General features: G+C 34.3%; 14 protein-coding genes. 12 read left to right on the top strand and 2 right to left on the bottom strand.

The annotated features are described in order from the left end of the window. The first annotated feature begins 15 nt into the window (after positions 1–15). The 12 genes from E0F98_RS12895 to E0F98_RS12840 all read left to right on the top strand — a co-directional run bounded on the left by E0F98_RS12895 (position 16) and on the right by E0F98_RS12840 (position 17,641). Positions 16–1,473: a right-handed parallel beta-helix repeat-containing protein gene (locus tag E0F98_RS12895; RefSeq protein ID WP_132112114.1), complete on the top strand. Its 1,458-nt coding sequence runs from the start codon at positions 16–18 to the stop codon at positions 1,471–1,473. Positions 1,474–1,573: 100 nt separating this feature from the next. After that, on the top strand, positions 1,574–3,202 hold the full coding sequence (locus E0F98_RS12890; RefSeq protein ID WP_132112112.1) for a glycoside hydrolase family 43 protein: 1,629 nt from the start codon (positions 1,574–1,576) through the stop codon (positions 3,200–3,202). Positions 3,203–3,214: 12 nt separating this feature from the next. Beyond that, positions 3,215–5,230, top strand: a complete 2,016-nt coding sequence (gene pelA, locus E0F98_RS12885) for a pectate lyase (protein ID WP_132112110.1) — start codon at positions 3,215–3,217, stop codon at positions 5,228–5,230. A gap of 69 nt (positions 5,231–5,299) precedes the next feature. After that, complete coding sequence (locus E0F98_RS12880) at positions 5,300–5,668, top strand: hypothetical protein (RefSeq protein WP_132112108.1); 369 nt, start codon at positions 5,300–5,302, stop codon at positions 5,666–5,668. A 22-nt stretch (positions 5,669–5,690) separates the two neighbouring features. After that, positions 5,691–6,428 (top strand): rhamnogalacturonan acetylesterase, encoded by a 738-nt coding sequence (locus E0F98_RS12875; protein WP_243699243.1) that lies wholly within the window; start codon positions 5,691–5,693, stop codon positions 6,426–6,428. A gap of 14 nt (positions 6,429–6,442) precedes the next feature. Continuing rightward, entirely contained in the window at positions 6,443–7,465 is a 1,023-nt protein-coding gene (fbp, locus tag E0F98_RS12870) for a class 1 fructose-bisphosphatase (protein WP_132112135.1), read from the top strand. A gap of 963 nt (positions 7,466–8,428) precedes the next feature. Continuing rightward, a complete protein-coding gene (locus tag E0F98_RS12865; RefSeq protein ID WP_132112106.1) occupies positions 8,429–9,007 on the top strand; it encodes an RNA polymerase sigma factor in 579 nt (192 codons plus the stop codon). Positions 9,008–9,104: 97 nt separating this feature from the next. Beyond that, positions 9,105–10,043, top strand: a complete 939-nt coding sequence (locus E0F98_RS12860) for a FecR family protein (RefSeq protein WP_132112104.1) — start codon at positions 9,105–9,107, stop codon at positions 10,041–10,043. Positions 10,044–10,138: 95 nt separating this feature from the next. Beyond that, positions 10,139–13,588 (top strand): SusC/RagA family TonB-linked outer membrane protein, encoded by a 3,450-nt coding sequence (locus E0F98_RS12855; protein WP_132112102.1) that lies wholly within the window; start codon positions 10,139–10,141, stop codon positions 13,586–13,588. A gap of 11 nt (positions 13,589–13,599) precedes the next feature. Next, a complete protein-coding gene (locus E0F98_RS12850) occupies positions 13,600–15,033 on the top strand; it encodes a SusD/RagB family nutrient-binding outer membrane lipoprotein (protein ID WP_132112100.1) in 1,434 nt (477 codons plus the stop codon). Between the two features lie 18 nt (positions 15,034–15,051). Further along, positions 15,052–16,626, top strand: a complete 1,575-nt coding sequence (locus tag E0F98_RS12845) for a calcineurin-like phosphoesterase C-terminal domain-containing protein (protein ID WP_132112098.1) — start codon at positions 15,052–15,054, stop codon at positions 16,624–16,626. A gap of 100 nt (positions 16,627–16,726) precedes the next feature. Next, on the top strand, positions 16,727–17,641 hold the full coding sequence (locus E0F98_RS12840) for a glycerophosphodiester phosphodiesterase family protein (protein ID WP_132112096.1): 915 nt from the start codon (positions 16,727–16,729) through the stop codon (positions 17,639–17,641). A 1,351-nt stretch (positions 17,642–18,992) separates the two neighbouring features. Here E0F98_RS12840 and E0F98_RS12835 read toward each other — a convergent pair. Continuing rightward, positions 18,993–20,405: an HmuY family protein gene (locus E0F98_RS12835; RefSeq protein ID WP_132112094.1), complete on the bottom strand. Its 1,413-nt coding sequence runs from the start codon at positions 20,403–20,405 to the stop codon at positions 18,993–18,995. Positions 20,406–20,416: 11 nt separating this feature from the next. Continuing rightward, on the bottom strand, positions 20,417–22,561 hold the full coding sequence (locus E0F98_RS12830; protein ID WP_132112092.1) for a TonB-dependent receptor plug domain-containing protein: 2,145 nt from the start codon (positions 22,559–22,561) through the stop codon (positions 20,417–20,419). Positions 22,562–22,626: the final 65 nt, after the last annotated feature.

Genomic DNA, 22,626 nt, shown 5'->3' with positions numbered 1-22,626 from the left:
GTAAATAATAAGAAAATGATTTTCAGAAATGCATTAAAATATTTGTTGTGCTTCGTCTTAATATCATGTCAAAATGAAGATACACCAGAAATAAATACCCTTGTTTACGTTCAGAAAATTGATCTTCAAGTGGGAGATTTTCCAGTCGGAAAAACTAGTCAAATTACGGCAATAATTAGTCCAGATAATGCAACTGATCAAACGCTGGTTTGGCATTCATCCGATGAAACTATTGCAACAGTATCGGCAAATGGTGTAGTCACAGCATTAAAAAATGGAGCAGTCAGTATCACTGCAACTGCAAAAGATAAAGGAACTATAACTGCATCAAAAGTGATCATTATTTCGAGTTTTGGTACTGCAACTGCTAATTATGTTGTATCTACAAGTATAGAGCTTGTTGCGGCAATTGCCAAAATCAAAGCAGGTGAAACTATTGAAATGAATCCAGGGACTTACTTGATGTCTTCTAAAATTACAATTGTATCTTCTGGAACGGAAGAAAAAAGGATTACTCTAAAAGCCAAAGAAGGAGCAGAGCGTCCTAAATTGGATTTTTCAAGTATGTCAGAAAGCTCTTCTAACCAAGGTGTTGTTTTAAAAGGAAGTTATTGGCACCTCAAAGGAATCGATATTTTTCATGCTGGAGATAACGGTTTGCAAATTACTGGAAGTAATAATACTGTTGAATTCATGACTTTTTCTGAATGTTCAGATACAGGATTACAAATCGACAATGGAGCCGCCAACAATACAATTTTAAATTGCGACTCTTACTTTAATGCGGATTCAAGTCTCGAAAATGCAGATGGATTCGCTTGTAAATTAACTGCAGGAACGGGTAATAAATTTATCGGATGTCGCGCGTGGCAAAACCTAGATGATGGCTGGGATGGTTATTTAAGAGGTGCAGACAATATTACAACAACCTACGAAAATTGCTGGGCAATTAAAAATGGATATTTAAAAACGGGAGCAAAAGGGGCTGGCGATGGTAACGGATTTAAGACAGGTGGAAGTGATGATAAATTATTAAAACACAACGCCATATATACCAATTGTGTTGCAGTAGGTAACGTTGCCGACGGATTTGATCACAACAGTAATCGTGGCGAAGTGATTATTTACAACTGTTCGGCTTATGATAACGGGAAAAATTATTCTTTTAGTTCAACCAACCCTTTGGCTAAGTTAATTATAAAAAACAGTAATGTTTTAGGAAGTTACGGGAGTACCAATGCAACGACAACTGATATTAGTTACAACAGTTGGGACAGCGGACTCACTGTTTCGACTGCTGATTTTAAAGCTATTGACTACAAAGAATTATTGGGAGCGAGAAAAGCAGACGGTAGTTTGCCAGAGGTAATCTTCTTTCATCTAACTACCAATAGTAGTATGATCAATAAAGGCATTGATGTGGGACTCCCATATACTGGAGCAGCACCTGATTTAGGGGCTTTTGAGAATTGATAGTAGATTGCTTTTTGATATATAAATTAAAATCTATTTTAAGAAAATTAAATTTACTATCGTTTACTTTAAAACTGAAAGAATTACTAATAGCATGCCAATGAATTACTTCAGAATAGTAATAATTATCCACTTTTTTTCTTTCCAATTCGTACTTGGACAAGAAAAAAATACTAATGAAAAATCGCAAGTTTGGATTGCTGATAATGGAGATGGAACCTACAAAAATCCAATTTTGTATGCCGATTATTCTGATCCAGATGCGATTCGTGTGGGAGATGATTACTACATGACAGCTTCGTCATTTAACTGTATCCCAGGCTTACCAATTTTGCATTCCAAAGACTTAGTAAACTGGAAGTTGATTGGTTACGCACTTCAGCAATTAAAGCCTAAAGAAGTTTTTGATAATGTGCAACACGGTAAAGGAGTCTGGGCACCATGCATACGCTATCATAAGAACCAATTTTATATTTATTATCCAGATCCAGATCACGGAATTTTTAGGATAACCGCTAAAAAAGCATCTGGCCCTTGGTCAGAACCTATTTTGGTCAAAGAAGGAAAAGGATTAATTGATCCGACACCTTTATGGGATGACGACGGAAAAGTATACTTGGCCTATGCGTTTGCCGGAAGTCGTGCCGGTATCAAAAGTATCTTAGTCATTTGCACCATGAATTCAGAAGGGACACTGGCTAATAATGATGAAGTACAAATTATTGACGGTCATGCCGATGAAAATACCATCGAAGGGCCGAAATTTTACAAACGCAATGGGTATTATTACCTATTTTCGCCTGCAGGTGGCGTTGCAACAGGTTGGCAAACGGTTTTACGATCTAGAAATGTTTTTGGACCTTATGAAAAAAGAAAAGTGATGCATCAAGGTAAATCCAATATTAATGGTCCGCATCAAGGAGCTTGGATTCAAACTCAAACTGGCGAAGATTGGTTCATTCATTTTCAAGACCAATTTGTATATGGCAGAGTCGTTCATTTGCAACCGATGATATGGAACAGCGATTGGCCAATAATTGGGTCTGATGAAGATAATGATGGTATTGGAGAACCAGTAATGGTTCATAAAAAACCGAATGTGGGTAAAAAACATTTTCCAATACAAACACCGCCTGAGAATGATGAGTTTAATCTTCCAAAATTAGGGTTACAATGGCAGTGGCATGCCAATCCACAACTAACTTGGGGTTTTCCAACAAGTATGGGGTATTATAGTTTAAATTGTATTCCAATTGCAAATGACGCAACAACACTTTATGATATCCCTAATTTACTTTTGCAAAAAATGCCTTCCAATGAATTTACGGCTACTGCTAAGATACAATTCAATCCTAGATTTGATAACGAAAGTGTGGGATTAGTGGTTATGGGGTTGGATTATAGTTACCTGTGTTTCAAACAAGAGGGTGGTAAATTGTACCTGTCTCAAAAAACGAACAAGAACGCAGATAAAAACGGACTTGAAACCGAAAGCAAACCAATTGCAATCAACAATCAAAATCTCTATCTTCAAGTCAAAGTCAAACCAGGCGGAATCTGCTCTTTTTATTACAGTGAAAACGGAAAAGACTTTCGATCTATTGGAGAAGATTTTAAAGCTAGAGAGGGCAAGTGGATTGGTGCTAAAATTGGTTTTGTTGCACTAAGAAAGGGCTTTACTAATGATGCAGGAAATGTTGCAATTGACTGGTTTAGAATTACAAAATAAAAAATAAAAAAAATGAAAGTACTTAAAATCGTAGTAACAACAGTTCTTCTTTTGTTGATAACTAACACTATCCAAGCACAAAAATGGGCAAACTTTGTGCGTGAACATGATGAAGCTTGGTTTGCTACTCCAGAAGCAAAAGAAATTGCCGAAAATGTGCTGCTCTATCAGCGCAATATTGGTGGTTGGCCGAAAAATATTCAAATGCAAAATGCGTTGACAGATGCGCAAAAAAAGGAATTAATAGCTCTTAAATCAGATACTCACAATATAACAACAGACAATGGAGCCACAACGCAAGAGATGTTGTATTTATCTAAAATGTATGCGCAATATCCAGAAGAAAAATACAAAAAGGCATTTTTATTAGGGTTGGATTATATTCTAGAAGCTCAGTACGATAACGGAGGTTGGCCACAATTTTATCCATTAAAGAAAGGATATTACACACACATTACGTACAATGATGATTCTATGGTTCACATCATGGAAGCTTTAGAGGCCATACTTGATAAAACTGATTATTACAGTATTAAACCAGACGAAAAGACAATCGAAAAAACTCGTGTCGCTTTTAACAAAGGTATAGTCTGCATTCTTAAAACTCAATACAGCCAAAACGGGGTTTTAACTGCTTGGTGTGCGCAACATGATAAAGAAACACTGCTACCCGCTAAAGCGCGAGCTTATGAATTACCTTCATTAAGCGGAAAAGAATCTGCAAAAATAGTCTTGTTATTGATGAGCATACAAAATCCTTCTCCCGAAGTAATTACGGCGATAAACAGTGCTGTTGCTTGGTTCGAAAAAACAAAAATCACCGGTATAAAAATTGAAGAAATGACGCTGCAAAACGGAAAAAAAGACAGAGTGCTTGTAACAGATCCTGATGCTAAACCACTGTGGGCACGTTTCATGGAATTAGATGATAACACGCCTTTTTTTTGTGATCGTGACGGTTTAAAAAAAGCAACAATATCCGAAATAAGTTACGAGCGCAGGAATGGATATGGCTGGTATACCGATCAACCCAAAGAGGTATTAAAAGAATACCCAAGATGGAAAAAAAAAATTGAAGCGATACAACTCATAAAAAAGCAAGTTGTTTTAAAAGAGGAGTTTAATATTGTAGTAGATCAAAGTGGAAACGGTGATTTTAAAACCATACAACAGGCTATAAATGCGTCCAAAGCTTATCCAAGTGAACGAATTACAATTTTCGTTAAAAACGGTATTTATAATGAAAAAGTAAAAGTACCAGAGTGGAATTCTCGCATTTCACTAATAGGAGAAAGTCGAGAAAAAACAATTATTACTTATGATGACCATTTTAATAAAATAGGATTAGGAAGAAACAGCACCTTTTATACTTACACGGTTCTAATTGAGGGTAATGATTTCTTTTGCAAAAACTTGACCATTCAAAACACTTCTGGTCAAGTTGGTCAAGCGGTGGCTTTGAATGTAAATGCCAATAGAGTCATGTTTACTAATTGCTCTTTTTTAGGATACCAAGACACACTCTATACGTCGGGCGAAGGAACTAAAAATTATTTTAAAGATTGTTATATTGAAGGTACAACTGATTTTATATTTGGAGATGCCACAGTTTTGTTCGAAAATTGTGTTATCAATAACAAAAGTGACTCGTATATTACCGCTGCATCAACACCAAAGGACAGTATCTACGGTTATGTTTTCAAAAACTGCAAGCTTATCGCCGATGCCAATGCAACCAAAGTATATCTAGGAAGACCTTGGAGACCTTATGCTAAAACCGTTTTTATGAATTGTGAAATGGGCAAACATATTCTTCCAGAAGGTTGGCACAATTGGTCAAAACCAGATGCTGAAACTAGTTCGTTTTATGCAGAATACAAATGTACTGGCGAAGGTTATCAACCTAAAAACAGGGTAGCTTGGTCACATCAATTAAAAAACTCGGAGGCTAAAAAATATACTATTGAAAATATATTAGATTCGGATACTACCGTTTCAAACAAGCAATGGTATTTGAGAAATAATTAAAAGATTTAAGAATGGAAAGATTTAAAAATTACCATACAACAGAATTTTTAAATCATTAAAATAAATAGGATGAATTACAGACTCTTACTACTATTCTTTTTTACTGTAAACTGTTTTGCACAAAATTATTTCAACAATATTGATTTCGGAAAAGTAGAAGATTGTACCTACATCACTGCCAATTATCACGGAGAAGGTGGAGGATTGCATCCCTCAAACATTTCTGATATTTCTTTTTCAAATATTAGTTGTCAGGAAGCCACTAATACTGGAATTGTTATTGAAGGATTTCCAGATAAAAAAGTATCAAATATTAAACTATATAACATTAACATAAAAACTGCTAAAAATGGAATCACAGTTACCAAGTCCGAAAAAATTGAAATAAATGAAGTAACAATAGGTCAGAAAGTAACAACGCCATCAGCGGCAAAATAAACAAATTAAATAAATACATATTATGAAATGGATTCCCTTATTTTTTATGCTAATCTCACTAAATTGTTTAGCTCAAAAACCGACGATTTATGGTATTGGCGACTCTACAATGGCGAATAAAGTTAAACCAGAAGAAAACCCAGAACGTGGTTGGGGTCAACTTTTTCCGATGTTCCTCACCGATGATATTAAATTTGATAATAGAGCTGTAAACGGTCGTAGTACTAAGAGCTTTATCGAAACAAAACTTTGGGTCGCTGTATATAATGTGTTAAAACCAGGCGATTATGTTTTCATTCAATTTGGTCACAACGATGGAAAAGTTACCGATTCCACTCGTTATACTAATCCACATACAGCATATCGATATAATTTAATTCGCTTCGTAAATGAGACTCGTAAGAAAGGAGCTATTCCTGTGTTATTTTCGTCTATTACCAGAAGAACTTTTAATAAAGAAGGTGTTTTAATTGATTCTCACAGAGATTATCCATTAGAGATGCGATTAGTAGCACAGGAATATAATGTTCCATTCATAGACATGCAATATTACACAGAAACACTAGAACAATCTTACGGACCTGAGAAATCAAAAAAGTTGCATTTGCATTTTGAAGCTGGCGTAATTCCTTATTATAAAAATGAAAAATACGAGGATAATACTCATCTTTCTGTAGAGGGAGCTACGGCTGTAGCAAAAATTGCGGCTGAAGAACTGAAGAAAACAAAACTAGATTTAGTAAAATACATAAAACTATAATTTAATTGATAGAAGTGCAAGAAAAAAACAGAACACTAGGAGAGTTTATAATCGAAAATCAAGAAGATTTTCAATATTCATCGGGTGAATTATCACGTATTTTTAATTCTATAAAACTAGCTTCAAAAGTAGTAAGCTACAAAGTAAACAAAGCAGGTTTAGTTGATATCGTAGGAGCTGTAGGTGCTAAAAATATTCAAGGAGAAGATCAACAAAAGCTAGATGTTTATGCTAATGAAATTTTTATTCAAACCTTAACCAATAGAGAAATTGTATGTGGCATTGCTTCTGAAGAAAATGATGATTTTATCACGATTAAAGGAAAAGACAATGGAAACAATAACAAATACGTAATTTTGATAGATCCGCTGGACGGTTCTTCCAATATAGATGTAAATGTATCTGTAGGAACAATATTTTCTGTTTATAGAAGAATAAGCCCAGTTGGAAACCCTGTTCAATTAGAAGATTTTTTGCAACCAGGTACTGCTCAAGTTGCTGCTGGATATGTAATTTACGGAACCTCTACAATGTTGGTTTATACAACTGGGCAAGGTGTAAATGGCTTCACTTTAAATCCTGCTATTGGAACTTTTTACTTATCGCATCCAAAAATGAAATGTCCAAAAGACGGTTTAATATATTCTGTAAACGAAGGCAACTATATTCATTTTCCACAAGGTGTAAAGGATTATATTAAGTATTGCCAACAAGAAGAAGAAGATCGACCATATTCCTCAAGGTATATTGGTAGTTTAGCGTCAGATATTCATAGAAACCTCATTAAAGGTGGCGTTTATCTGTATCCAACAAGTTGTAAAGCCGTGAAAGGAAAACTTCGTCTTTTATACGAATGTAATCCGATGGCCTTTATTATTGAACAAGCTGGAGGAAAAGCTTCTGATGGTGTAAACCGAGTTTTAGAAATAATTCCAACTTCTTTGCATGAAAGAACAGCATTTTTTAGTGGAAGCTATAATATGGTCGAAAAAATAGAAGATTGTATTCATAAAGCTTACTTGGCTGCAAGAGTTTAGATGAAAATTAGTAGTTAAAGATTTAAGGCAATTTGTGGTTATGCAAACTAAAACTGTACCTTAAGTTAAGGTATATTCTTTTTAATTCGCTTGTAAATATGGTTAAATATTATTCTTGTTCGTTTTTTGAAGGTAAAATTTGCCCTCGTTTGTTATGTGTTATTTCAATTTTTTTTGTCTGAAATTTCACTGATAAATGGGACTAAATTATTCTTACTGAAGTTGTAATTCACAAAAAAATGTGTAAATCACTATTTGGAAATGTAATTGTTTTAAAAGAAAACTAATAAGAATATTTTAATTTTGGTAACAGTAATTAAAATAAAATTTTTGCTACTCCACAGCTTTTCTTTATGATCCCTGATTAGTTGATTTTAGAGGATTTTTAACTAGAAAGCATAAAAAAAAACCAACATCTGTTGGGGTTTTGTGACCGTGACTGAACAATTCACAAACCATTTTATGCAAGATTTGAAGAAATTAGCTATGTGGAATTCTTTGTAGGAAGTACAAATCTATTTCTAGTTTTAAGTAAATTTACGGCAATATTTTTAGAAAATCCACATCATAATTTAGCTAGGGAAGAGGTGTTTTTTTACTTCGAGAAGTGGCACCGTATTTGTAATAAAAATTGAAGTAAATATTTCAGATTTGTAAACAAAATAAGAGTAAAAGTTAGGTCGCTTTTTTCTTTACTATATCTCCACATTTTATTAGGATGTCAACTGATCAATAGCAACTGGAAAGAGGTGGTCAACATGACCATTTTTTCCAAGTCGCCCCCCAAACAGCTTTTATACACTCAGTTTAACCTTTCTTTTAAAAATATATGAAACTATTCTAAATTTCCGAAATTACAAAAGGAATCATTTTAAATTAATAATCTTTAGGTAACTAAATCTTAAACTTAATGGTTCCTTTCTTTCTATATGATTGTTTTCATTTGTAAAAATCCACAAAAAAATGAAAACCACACTTTCAAATTTATGCGACAGTGAACTGCAACAATATGTAAAAGAAGGCAGTAATCAAGCCTTTGAAGTGATTTTTGATCGCTATTGGAAAAGGCTTTTTGCCTATGCTTTTAAGATATATAATGACGAAAAAATAGCTGAGGACATTGTTCAGGAAATTTTCATTAGTTTATGGGAGAAATCTAACGAGGCCAATATTCTAAATTTAGAAGCTTATTTAATAAAATCAGTGAAATATAAAATTGCAAATCACATAAGGGATTTGAAATTCAACCCTGTTCATATAGAAATCCTTCACAATATTCCCTATACTTTTAAGACCGAAAAAGACTTGGAATACAAGGAGTTTGAAAGAGATATTTTTAATGAGATAAGAAAACTTCCCCCCAAATGTCAAGAGGTTTTTATGCTCAGCCGTTTTGAGGATTATTCCAGTGCTGAAATCGCCGAACAATTAGATATCTCTGTCCGAACGGTGGAAAAGCACATTAGTAATGCTTTAAAACATTTAAAAGCAACCATTGGCACCTATCATCTAGCGGTTCTTATTACGGGAATGTTTCTTTAATGTAAATGGAGATCTGCGATATTACCAAAACGTTATGACTCAGTTTCAGGCTACGTAGATGCTTTGAAAAATGTGACTATCTGTCAAAAGACATCTAGTGCAAAAAGACGAGTTTATACAATTAGCAAAAAAATATGCCCAAAATAAATGTTCTTGGGGAGAGCAAAGGGTGGTGGAAGAATTCTTCAAAAAACTTCAGGACAGTAATCAAGACATTCCTTATGTTTTTACCGAGGAAAAAAGGAATGTTCTTTTAAAAAAAATAAACTTCAAAATTAGCAAGCCCAAAAAGAGGCTATTACCTCTCTATTCCACAGCCTTAAAAATAGCAGCAACAGTACTCATTTTGCTAGGGATTCCATTTTTAGGAAACAGTCTATTACAAAATGAAAATATATCGGTAGTTGCTGCCAAAGGAGAAAAGAAGACCATTCATTTACCAGATGGAAGCTTCGTTTTCCTGAACTCGAACAGCAGTATCAGCTATGCAAAAAACTTCAAAAACAATAGAGAACTCCAACTTACTGGCGAGGCGTATTTTGAGGTCGTAAAAAAACCCGAGAAACCATTTTTAGTCGAAACGGATAAAATCACGACTAGGGTTTTGGGAACTTCATTTAATATTGAAGCTTATAAAAACAGCAGAATCAAGGTAAGTGTGAATAGCGGTAAAGTTGAAGTGAATATAAAAGAAATTTCAGAAAAAATATTTCTAACGAAAAACCAACAACTCAGCTTTATTACAGGAACTCAAGCTGTGCTTTCAAAAGACAATAGCGAAGATTTTAACGCCTGGACGAGAAACACAATTGTGCTCAACAATACCAGTTTGGGCGATGCTGCAAAAATCCTTGAAAATTGGTATGATATCGAAATCAATTTTAATAGTAAGAAATTAAAGGAAATGACAATATCTGGAAAATTTAAAGACGAAAAATTAAGCAATGTTCTTAAAAGCATTGCTATTGTAAAGCAACTTGAAATAGATTTTTTAACCAAAAACCAAATCCTTATAAGAGAAACCCAAAAAAAGTGAATTGCCGATTATAGAACAAAAAGCCCAGTTCTGCTAGAACAGAAGTGGGCGGATTTAAAAATAGACTACAAATAAATAATTTATAGCCAATTACAATGAATATAAAAGTACAACAATATTTGAGCTTCAAGTCAAAAATGTTTATTTTTCGATTATGCTGCTTCTTTTTAGCTTCTGGAGCATTTGCTTCGCCAGTGAATCATTTGATTTCAAATGAAGCAACCCTTTCTTTTGATTTAAAGAATGTCTTAATCACAGAAGTGTTTGTGTCGATTGAAGATAAAACCGACGTTACCTTTGTTTTCGATGAAAAAATTTCATCTTCAAAACAACATCTAACTTTAATTGTAAAAAACCAAAACCTTACAGCTGTTTTAGGCAAAATAAGTGCATTAACTGGTTTTCAATTTAAAAAGTTAAACAACACCATTTCAGTAATTAAAATGGATGTACCGCAGCAAATTTCAAGAGGTGTCGTATTGGATCAAGAAGGATTGCCTTTGCCTGGTGCAGTAGTAAAGGAAAAAGGAACCAATAATGGTACTCTTACCGATTTTGATGGTAAGTTTAGTTTAAAGTTTTCTGGGACATCTACTACATTGATTGTCTCCTTTATGGGATTTGAAGATAAAGAGGTAGTAGCCAATAGTTCTGGATTTCAGGAAATCAAATTGACGGAAGACACTAATAAACTTGATGAAGTGGTTGTAACGGCTCTGGGAATTAAAAGGGAAGAAAAGAGACTGGGTTTTTCACAAGCTACTATTGGTTCAGATATTTTGAATCAAGCGGTTCCCAATAACTGGTCTTCTGGTTTAAAAGGAAAAGTTGCTGGACTTAATATTATATCTTCTGGATCGGGTCCGATTAATTCCCAACAAATAACACTAAGAGGGAACAATTCTCTTAATCCGAACGGAAACAATGCTTTAATTGTAATTGATGGGGTTCCCATAAATAATGAAATGACAACTTCTGGGTCTTCAAGTGCTTATACTGGGGACGATTCTCCAATAGATTATGGGAATGGTATTTCAGATATAAATGCAAATGACATAGAAAATGTTACTGTGTTAAAAGGACCTGGAGCAACTGCTCTTTATGGAAGTCGTGCTGCCAATGGAGCATTGATTATCACTACAAAATCGGGTAAGAAAACAAAAGGGTTGGGGGTTACTTACAATTCCAGCGTTAGCTTAGATGTTATTCAAAGATGGCCAGATTATCAATATGAATATGGACAAGGAACGGGAAAATCTTTTGACAGTAATGGCGATCCTTATTATTCTTACGGAAGTTCTGCAGACGGGGGAAATACGGGCAGTACAAGTAGTGCTTGGGGACCTAAATTTGAAGGGCAATATTTCTACCAATACGATCCTGAACTACAAGGTCAATCTAAAGAAAGACAATTATGGCAGCCTTATAAAAACAATAGAAAGGATTTTTGGCGCACAGGAATTACGACCAACAACAATATTACGCTACAAGGAGGTGATAAAAATGGTTCAATGAGAGCTTCTATCGGATATCAAAAAAACGAATGGATTATGCCTAATACTGGGTACGAAAGGATCACTGCTTCTATTAATGCTAATTATCAAATTTCTGAAAAAATTAAAATTGGTTCTGTTATTAATTACAACAATAGGAATAGTAATAATCTACCTGGAACGGGATATAATAATGGTTCAGCTGCCTATTTTATGATCTTTCAAAATCCAAATATCGATTTGGATTGGTACCGCCCAATATGGTTAGAAGGACAAAAGGACATTCAAAAAATAGCACCTTTTAGTTCTTATATTGATAATCCGTACCTCATAGCATATGAAGCAACAAACCCTTTATTAAGCGATCAAATTGTTGGAAATGTTTTTGCCGATATAGATCTTTCTACCAATCTGAAGTTAATGTTAAGGACTTCTTTAAATACGTATAGTCAGGATAGGGAACAAAAAAGACCGTATAGTATCAACCGATATGCTAAGGGATATTATCAATCTCAAGACATCAATAAAGTTGAGGTTAATTCGGATTTCTTACTTACTTATAATAAAGATTTAACCAAGAAATTAGGTTTGTCATTTTCAGCAGGAGGAAACACCATGACTTATAAGTACCGCCGCACAGACGCATCTGTTGAAGGGCTAGTTGTGCCTGGAGTTTATAAATTGGCAAATGGGGTAAGCAATCCTATTATTACAACTAATGACAGGAATAAAAAAGTGAATAGTTTATATGGTTTATTTTCCCTCTCTTTTGATAAAAAAATATTCTTGGATTTAACAGGAAGGAATGATTGGTCGAGCACACTTCCTGAGAAAAACAACTCCTTCTTTTATCCGTCGATAAATACAAGTTTTATTCTTTCTGAGATTCTTAATTTACCTTCTGCCGTAAATTATCTAAAATATAGGTTCTCCTTTGCTCAAGTTGGTAATGATACAGATCCGTATAAGACAAGTAAATACTACAGTCAAAATGCTTTTCCTAGTTCTGCCACAGTGCCCACCACATTATATAATGCAAATTTTAAACCAGAAATCACCACTAGTTATGAAACTGGTTTGGAATCAAAGTTGTTTCATAACAGACTAAATTTTGATGCTACAGTATACCGAACGCTTACCAAAAATCAAATTATTTCCGTACCACTTGATATTACGACGGGTTACAGTTCTGGAGTTTTAAATTCTGGAGTCGTTAAAAATCAGGGGGTAGAATTAACGATGACTGGAAAAATAATTAAAGCAAATAATTTTAGCTGGAGTTCTACTTTAACTTGGTCTAAAAACTGGAATAAAGTCTTAGAATTGGCCGATGGGATTAATGGGCAACAGGAAATTGGTTCGGGAGGTACAGCAACTCTTATTGCAAAAGTGGGAGGTACAACAACTGCTATTTATGGCTATGGTTTTGTTCGATCTCCAGAGGGTGAAATTGTTTATGATAGTAAAGGACTACCCGCATATCCTGATGAAATACAACTGATTGGCGATGCTAGTCCAGACTGGAAAGCGGGACTTTTAAATAGTTTTAAACTAGGAAATGTCACTTTGAATGTAATGATAGATGGACAATATGGGGGAATAATATATTCTCAAACGCACCATAAATTGACCGAACAAGGAAAGTTGAACTCGACTTTAAAAGGGCGTGAAGAAGGCGTAATAATTGGCGAAGGAGTGGTGTTAAATGCGAATGGAAGTTATTCTCCTAATACCACAGCAGCGATTACGCCTGACTGGTATGCCCGTTATTACAGAAGAGCAAATATAGAATCGAATTCGTTTGATGCGTCTTTTCTTAAATTACGCGAGATAAGTATAAAATACAGTTTGCCAAAGCGGTTTTTAGGAAACTCGGGAGTATTGGGTATGGATATTTCTGTATTCGGATCAAATTTGGCTGTAATTTCGGATTTTCCAATTTATGATCCCGAAACTGCTGCCTTAAATGGAGATACTATTTTACCTGGTATTGAAATGGGACAAATGCCTTCTCCTGCATCATACGGAATGAGCTTAAAAGTGAACTTTTAAAAAACATAAAGATGAAAAATATTAAAATTTTATCACTTAGTCTAACGCTACTTTTTATGAGTCTTGCTTGCACTAAGGATTTCGAACAAATCAACGAGGACCCAAACCGAATTGCTCAAACTAGTCCTGGCACCTTGCTTAATCCTATTATTTATGGATTAGCGACTCATAATGCCGACAGAAGCGCAAGTATTACTTTCGATTTAATGCAAGTTTCCCTTCCTTTCCCAAGTGTTTCAGGAGGGTTACATAGATATGATGTTAGTCAAAGTATTGGGAATTCTTCTTGGTACTGGTATTACCGTTGGTTAAACAATATAAAGGAAATGCGATTAGCATCTGTTGAAGCTGAGGATCCCAATTACGAAGCAATTGCCCTCACTTTGCAAGCATTGGCATACGCCAATTTAACTGATATATTTGGGCCTGTTCCTATGACAGAGGCGGTAAATGGTGAAGAAGGAAATTTTTATCCAAAATTTGATTCACAGGAATTCATTTATCAGACCATTCTTGCCGATTTAGAAAGAGCAAATAATCTCTATAATTCTAAGATTTCAATGGTTTATGCCGATGATATTCTTTTTAAAAACGATGTTAAAAAGTGGCAGAAATTCACGAACTCATTGCATCTAAGATTATTATTAAGAATCTCGAATCGAACGGAAACGAATGCTTTTCAAAAACTTGCCAGCATGATTCAGAATCCGACCCAATATCCTGTTTTTGTAAATACCCAAGAATCGGCAATACTTCAGGTAACGGGCGTTACACCAAATGTATCTCCTTGGGGAAGGCCGCAGGATTTCAGGTTGAGTGTAAAAATAGGGGAGTTCTTTATTGACAACCTGAACCTTCTAGAAGACCCGCGAAGACCTATTATTGCTACTACTGCCAGTGATTTTAAAAGTAAGCCCATTGGTTACAAAGGAATTCCTAGCGCTTATGAAGGAGCCGAATCTCAATTTAAATATGACGCTTCGACTTTCAATATAGCACAAGTGACAAATCCTATGAAAATAGTTATTTTACCCTATTCTGAAGTGGAATTTATTAAAGCAGAAGTCGCTCAAAAAGGATTTATTGCAAACCCAGAAGAGCATTACATCAAAGGAGTAAAAGCGGCAATGGAGCAACTGGATGCAGTAGTGCCAGCAAATTATTTTGACAACCCAATGGCATCTTATAATGGAACTTTAGAAAGAATAATGCTTCAGAAGTATTATGCTCTTTATTTTGTTGATTATCAGCAATGGTTTGAATACAGACGAACTGGATTTCCAGTCCTTCCCAAAACAGCGGCTATGGAAAACAACGGTGAAATGCCTTCAAGGTTTACATATAATACGGATGTTCAAATAAATAATACTGAAAATTATCTCAAAGCGCTGGAACTCTTGGGCGGCAGTGACGATATTAATACCAAAGTTTGGTGGGATAACTAATATTTTAAAAATAAGTAAATGAAGAAATCAATAGTATCAATTTGCGTTTTGCTATTTTCAATAGGAATTGTAGCGCAATCAAATGTTCAGGGTTATGTTTTTGAGGATGCAAATCAAAACGGCAAAAAGGATCGTAAGGAAAATGGAATTCCCAATGTAGCTGTTACCAATGGTGTCGAGGTCGTTCTTACAGATAAAAAAGGTAAATATGAATTACCTCTTACGGACGATCAAATTATTTCGGTAATAAAACCATCAAATTATAGAATTAATGTGAGTGAAAACAATTTACCCCAATTCTTTTACAATTATAAACCTAAGGGTTCTCCCGAATTAAAATTTAAGGGCATTGTACCTACTGGAAAACTTCCAAAATCAGTAGATTTTAGTTTAATAAAACAGGAAGAAAAGGAGGAGTTTACGGCACTTATTTTTGGAGATCCTCAGCCTTATACAGAAGAGGAAGTGGCCTTTTTCGCAAAAGGAATTGTTGCCGAGGTAGAAGGAATTAAAAATGTTCCTTTCGGATTAAGTTTGGGAGATTTGGTCGGAAATGACCTGAACTTGTTCAAGCCTTATATTCAAACGGTAAAAAAAATAGGGATTCCTTGGTATAATGTCCTTGGAAATCACGACTTGAATTTTGATGCAAAAAATGATAAAATGGCCGATGAAACTTTCGAGGCTCATTTTGGACCTGCAAATTATGCCTTTAATTATGCAAAAACTCATTTTATAATTCTAGACGATATTCTGTATCCTGATCCTCGAGACGGAAAAGGGTATTGGGGCGGATTCACGGAAGATCAACTAAAGTTTATTGAGAATGATCTTAACAAGGTGCCTAAAGATTACCTGATTGTTTTGGCTTTCCATATTCCGTTAACAGAGCCTGCCGAAGAAGATACGTTCAGGGATGAAGACCGTGCACGATTATTTGAAATTTTGAAAGATTTTCCAAATACCGTTTCGCTATCGGCACATACCCACATTCAGCGTCAGGATTTTTTCAACAAAAAAGAAGGATGGCAACGGGAAAAACAGCATCATGAGTATAATGTTGGCACAACTTCTGGAGATTGGTATTCTGGAAAACTCAATGAAGCGGGAATTCCAGTTTCGACCATGCGCGATGGTACCCCCAAAGGCTATGCTTTTATTCGTTTCAACGGAAACAAATACAGCCTTGATTACAAAGTAGCAGGGAAGTCGAAAGAGTACCAGATGGAAATTTTCGCACCTAAAGTAGTAGCTAAAGGTCGAGGAACCAAAGCGGGTGTTTATGTAAATTTCTTTATGGGAAGTAAGGATGATGCTGTAAAATATCGTGTAGACCAAGGCGAATGGAAAGTGATGGAGTATGTAGAAGAAATAGATCCAACCTATGCGACTGATGTTTATGAGTGGGATCTTTCTGAAGAATTAATTCCAGGAAGACGCTCTTCTAATCCTATAGCAAGCAAGCATCTTTGGAGAGGGAAAATTCCAACTAATCTAGAACCTGGTGACCACCGTATCGAAATAAAAGCCACGAATATGTTCGGAAAAACATTCGAAGGAAACAGTAGTTATAGGTTGGAAAATACAAAATAACGAATAGTAATCTTTATTTAAAGCATTTTTAATAGTCAACCTGAGCCTGTTTAATTTTATATCAAGTTCAGGTTGACAAATTAACCATAAAATCAAAAAAATGAAATTTTATAAATTATTTTTAGTCTGTATGATTATTGCAGGCACATCCTGCAAATCAATTACTGAAGACAAAAAAGCAGTCAATGAAAAGAGAGTAGATTCTTTTAAAATTGAAGTTCAAGGCCATCGTGGTCAGCGCGGACATTCCCCAGAAAATAGTATTTCTGCTTTTTTAAAGGCGATAGCAAAAGGAGTGGATGTTATCGAAATGGATGTAGTGATTTCGAAAGATGAAAAAGTAGTCGTTTCGCATGAGCCTTATATGTCTTCATTATATGTACTAACACCTTCGGGAAAATCTATTTCTAAAGCAGAAGAGAAAAATTTCAATTTTTATGAAATGACTTATGATAGGATCAGGATGTTTGATATTGGGTCTAAAGGAAACAGAAACTTTCCGGAACAAGAAAAAATAAAAAGTTATAAGCCCTTACTTTCTGAAGTGATTGATAGTGTTGAAACTTATGTAAAATCACAGAATATTCCACCAGTAAAATACAATATTGAAATAAAATCAATTGTATCGGAGTATGACAAATCGCAACCAAAGCCTTTAAAATTTATTAAAATGGTGATGGATGTTATTCAGGAAAAGGGAATTGTGAATAAAATAAATATTCAGTCCTTTGATGAAAACATTCTAAATGAAATGAACAGAATTTATCCAAAAGTGGAACTGGCGTATTTGGTTTCTGATGAAGGGATTTCTAAGAATATGGCTAAACTGAATTTTACACCGGAGATTTACAGCCCCAATTTTAAATTGGTCAAAAATAAAGCGTTTGTAGATTCCATAAAACAAAAGAAGATGAGGTTAATCCCATGGACGGTAAACGAAAAAGCTAACATTGATGAGATGATCAATCTTAAAGTTGATGGGATTATCACAGATTATCCAGAACGGGTCAGATGATTCTATTCTTCATCATGAAAAGATGCTGTGTCCTACTTTGTTTGTGAAATGTTTTATTGACGGTGATAATCGCCGTTATTTTTTTTAATATTTCTATTATGGTACTGTTTTTAATTCAGTTTTTTATGCCGGATTTCGCTACTTTTTTTTGATATAAAAATGTTAACAAAAAAAGGCTAGTGCTACTAAACCTGAGGCCTATATTTACATTGTTCACACTATCAGAGATATAATTGTGGTGTATTTTAAATTTCTCACTCCAGTTTCTCATTAAGCGAGGGATTAACCCCAATAATAAACTCTTAAACAATTGATTTTTAAGGGTTTGTTTGTGTAGTACTAACGGGACAATTCTCGAACCATTTCATAGGAAATTTGAAAATTTTAAGTGGAAAAGGATGTTAAAATTCTCTAATTCGAACTACTTATCGGCCACTAATTATTAAAAAACCTTCAAAGTTATTGATTTTGGAACTTTTTTGTGGTTAGAATAAATGATTTCGAATTTACAGCTTACAGTCAAGTATGTCCACATCCTATAATTTTTGATTTGAACTCCTTAAGTCCTAAAGAATTATTTGGATTATTTCTTTTCAGAGATATGTAATTATCATAAGTGGTAATAATAACATTATTACTTATTCTTAACTTAATATGTGAATTTTGCGTGTAACTGCATTTTGGACATCTAAATGAATATTGGAGATAGAATTAAGAATGTATTATATAAATTGTAATCTTTTAAAGCCAACATTCGAATCATAATTATTCTGTCAGTTAATTAAAAAAACATCACGGGATTTGAACCAAATTCACCCGTAAACTTAGACTTGGCAAAAATAAATTTTTACTACTCCACAGGTTTTCGTTATTATCTGGTTTTAGTCCAGTCAAGGTAACTTCAATAAATATCCAAACCAACGGAAATATATAAATATTATCTTGTTAATTAGTAAATGACGGGTATAAAAAAAGCTCAATTCGTATTGAATTGAGCTTTTTATTTTGTGATCCTTACTGAACAATTTACAAACCATTATATGCAAGATTTGAAGAAATTAGCTATGTGGAACCTTTATAGGAATTATAAATCTGTTTCTAGTTTTAAGTAAAGTTATGCAAATGTTTTTAGAAAAAATTACATAAAAATTTAGATAGGGAAGAGGTGTTTATTTAATTAGGAGAGAGACTCTATATTTATAAATCATAAAATATATTTCAGATTTGCAACCTAAATAAGAGCAAAATTTAAGACATTTTTTTCTTGACTTAATCTCCGCATTTTATAAGGACGTACACTTAGCAAGTTATTGATTTTTAACTGCATAAAATAAAGTAAGATCTACTTTAATTACTTCACTAAAAAATATTGGAATTTAGGAAAACCTCTTTCTCCTGCTTCATTATTTCCTCCTGTAAATTTCAACTTATAAATATTTCCTGACGCATCTTTAATTACATAAAAACGGTCTGTTCTTAATACAAATTGAGAAGTAGGGTTTCCATCAGCTCCAGGTACTGAAGTACCTCTCCAGTTTGAACCAATGTTTCTTTGGTCTTCTGTAAATTTTGAAGCCACTACATTTCCAGCTGTAAATTTATCAAATGCAAATTCTGAAGTCGATACTTGGTATGATTTTGCACTTCCTTTTAAGTTGGTAACGACGAAATCTGCATAGTGATAAGGAGCAACAGTTCCCATGTTTACAATATTTGTGAATGTCGTAAAGTTAATGTCCCACTGATTTTTTTGAGGCTCTACTTTTACTGTATTATTAGTTATGAAGCTAAAAAATGTAAAATTGTAAGCCGCATCTTTTGTAATTGTCACTTCTTGGTGTGTAGTTGAAGCTAAATCAGCATATTGAATTTTATAATCGTTTCCGCTTTTCAAAATTCGCACTTTTTTCCAACCTCTATGCGTTCCAGAACCACTTCCTTCACTTCCTACAGCTGGTGCAGTACGACTTGGATTGCTTCCTAGGTTCAATAAATATACTTTATTGTTGTCGTTATTATCCGAAATCGCTTTGATAGCTGTTCCTGTAATAAGCCCTTCTGGTGCATCAATTTGGTCTACTGAACCAGACCCCGTCATAATAAACATCGACGTATCTTCTATTTGAACCTCATCAATATTAGTAGTCTCCAATTCTTTTACAGACATTTTCACAGAACTGTTTAAAGCGACTCTAAATTCGCTACCCGCGTAAAATCCTAAATCCCAAGAAACACGTGGAACTGTTGTCATCATGCCGCTGCTCAAATCTACAAAAACCTGATTTTCTTGATTTGCACCTCCGGTTTCCGGTGCTAAAGCTTGACCAGAAGAAGCTGTTTCGTTAAAGTTTAATTGCGTAGTTGTATTTCCTGTAATGCTTGTATCGATTGAAACTGCTGTAATTTTAAACACTACATTTTTAACTTCGCCTTCTACGGCTTCCGCCAATTTAGTAAAGGTAAAACTAACTGAAGATGCATTTGCATCAAAAGGAATTACAAGTGTATTTGCCTCTGCAGCAGGATTGGTAGTAAAATCAGTTCCGTAAGTTACTGCTGTAGTGGTGTAAGATAAAGTAACCGTTCCCGCCTTACTTGTTGGTTCAGAAAACAAGATTTGAACAGGTGTAGTTGCGTCTGTCAAATTAGCAGAAGCTACTGAAAAAGCTACTGAACTTGTTGCTGATTTAGAATTATCATCGTCGCTACACGAAGTAAATGCAAGCGTAATTGCCGAAAGAAATAAAATTAGATTTTTTTTCATGATTGTAAATATTAATTAAAATTAAGGTTATAAGTGAGTTTAAGAAAATACGAGCGGCCGTAGCCTAATAAAATTCCTGAATTCGCAGCGTGTATTCCGGTGCTTCCAGATTGCGAAGCTTGCAATTCGGTTACATCAAAAATATTGCGGCTTCCGAGGGTTACTTCAAACTGCTCTTTGAAAAAAGATTGTCTTATCGAAGCATCCATCCATCCATACGAAGCTACTTCTGACAAAATAAATGTGGCATTTCCTGCAGCATCGCTTGAAGAGATATACTGTCGGTCTTTTCCGTTGAATTTGTAGTAAACCGAAAATAAAGTATTCCATTTAGGTAATTTGTAAGATGCAGAAGTGTTCAGTTGAAATGCGTATAAAAAATTATCATCTGACGTAACATTTAAAGCGGCTAAATCTATTTCTTGCGAAATACCAACCAAAGCCATTCCTAAACTAGCATTCCAATTTTTGTATGCCGCTTGATGTGAAGTCGAAATATTCCACATTTTATAAGTATCAATATTTAAGTACTTATAATTTTGAGTAGGCGTCACTTGCTCTAAAACTAAATTAATTCGGTCGTCCACATTCATAAAAGCAACTGATAAATTATGAGAAAGTTGCAATCCAGAAGTCAAATAACTTACTTTTTTTACGCTCGCTTCATAGGACCAACTAGTTTCAGGAGTCAAATAAGGATTTCCTTGTAAATTGTGATTGGAGTCCACAAAATACGTGTACAATTCATCAAAGTTTGGCGTACGATACGAACGACCTACTGATGCTCTTACTTGAATGCCTTGATTAAAATTATATCTGAATCCTACCGAAGCTGCGAATTGATTGTCGAATTGGGATTGAAAAGAATATCTAAATCCAGGACGAATTGAAAAGCGTTCGGTTACATTTAGTTCAGATACAGCAAACAAATCGTAGTTTTCAAAACGTTTACGAATGTCATTTGCCTGTTGCTGGTCGTTTTTAAATGTTCCTGCAGTCGCGTCATAGAAGCCGTTTTCATTCACTAACTCATAACCCAATTGAAGATTGAACATTTTAGTATTCAAAAAATTATTTAAAGTTCCTGTAGAATAAAGAACTTCTTTGGATTGAAAAGTTTCCAGTTTATTCAGCGTTTCTTGATGCGTTTCTAAACCATAATTAAACTTTTCGATATCGCGTTCTTGCTTTTGATGCGAAAGAGAAATATTGTACTTAATGGTCGAAAAAATCGTTCCATATGAGTTCAAATGATGGTAAAACCGACTAGAAATGTAGCGTCTGTCTTGCGAAAAATTAGTATTAGGAAAGGGATAATTATCTTTTGGCGCTACAATTTGGTTGTAGAAATCGACATTTTCACCAAAATAATCAAACTTGTAAAACACTTTATAATTCGGTTTGCTGTAGCCAATAAAAGCATTGGTAGTCAGCTGCTCTTTGGGTAACCAAGAATAACCGCGCAAACCGTCGTTTTGAGCATAGTCTCTTCCTTGTCTGTCATCAAAAAATCCAGCAAAATCGTTGCGATTAATTCCTACTGTTGCAAAAAATTCCTTTGAAATACTATTTGAAATCTTCAACGATTGAATGTGTCGTCCTTTATTGAATAACGCAAATTCATCAGAAACGGTTTCTTCTTGAAGTGTTGTTGCAATTTCCCAATTATAGTGGGAACGCTTTTTAGTAATAATGTTTAATATTCCCGAAACCGCATTCGCTCCGTGCGTCACTCCCATCGAACCTTCTATAATCTCAATTTGCTCGATATCATCTAAATTTACTTGCGTCAAATCAATATTATTTCCCAAACCGGTATCGCTGACCAACGGAATATTATCCACTAATATTTTAAAATATTGCGCATCTAAACCAAACATCGAAACCGTAGAACGACCATCACTTCCACTGGTTTTTATAGAAATATTCAAATATTGATTGAGTACGTCACCTAAATTATTAGCTGCTAATTTTTTAATGTCTTCTTTGGTAATTACACGCACGTTGTAAACCGACTTTTTTAGTGATTGTGCTTCAAACTGTCCAGTTACGATAACTTCTGTAAGCGGATTAACTATCGAATCTTTTTGCTGCTCTTGTGCAAATATGCTGATTGAAACCAGTGTTAACCATAATGTTATAAGCCTATTATTCATTATTTAGATTTATTCTTTATAATTTTTTATGCAAATATATGGGTTATTTTTATTTAATCTAAATA

Source organism: Flavobacterium hiemivividum, assembly GCF_004349145.1.
Lineage (GTDB): Bacteria > Bacteroidota > Bacteroidia > Flavobacteriales > Flavobacteriaceae > Flavobacterium > Flavobacterium hiemivividum.
Note: the sequence above shows the minus strand (reverse complement) of the source record. Positions and strands in the feature narration are given on the sequence as shown.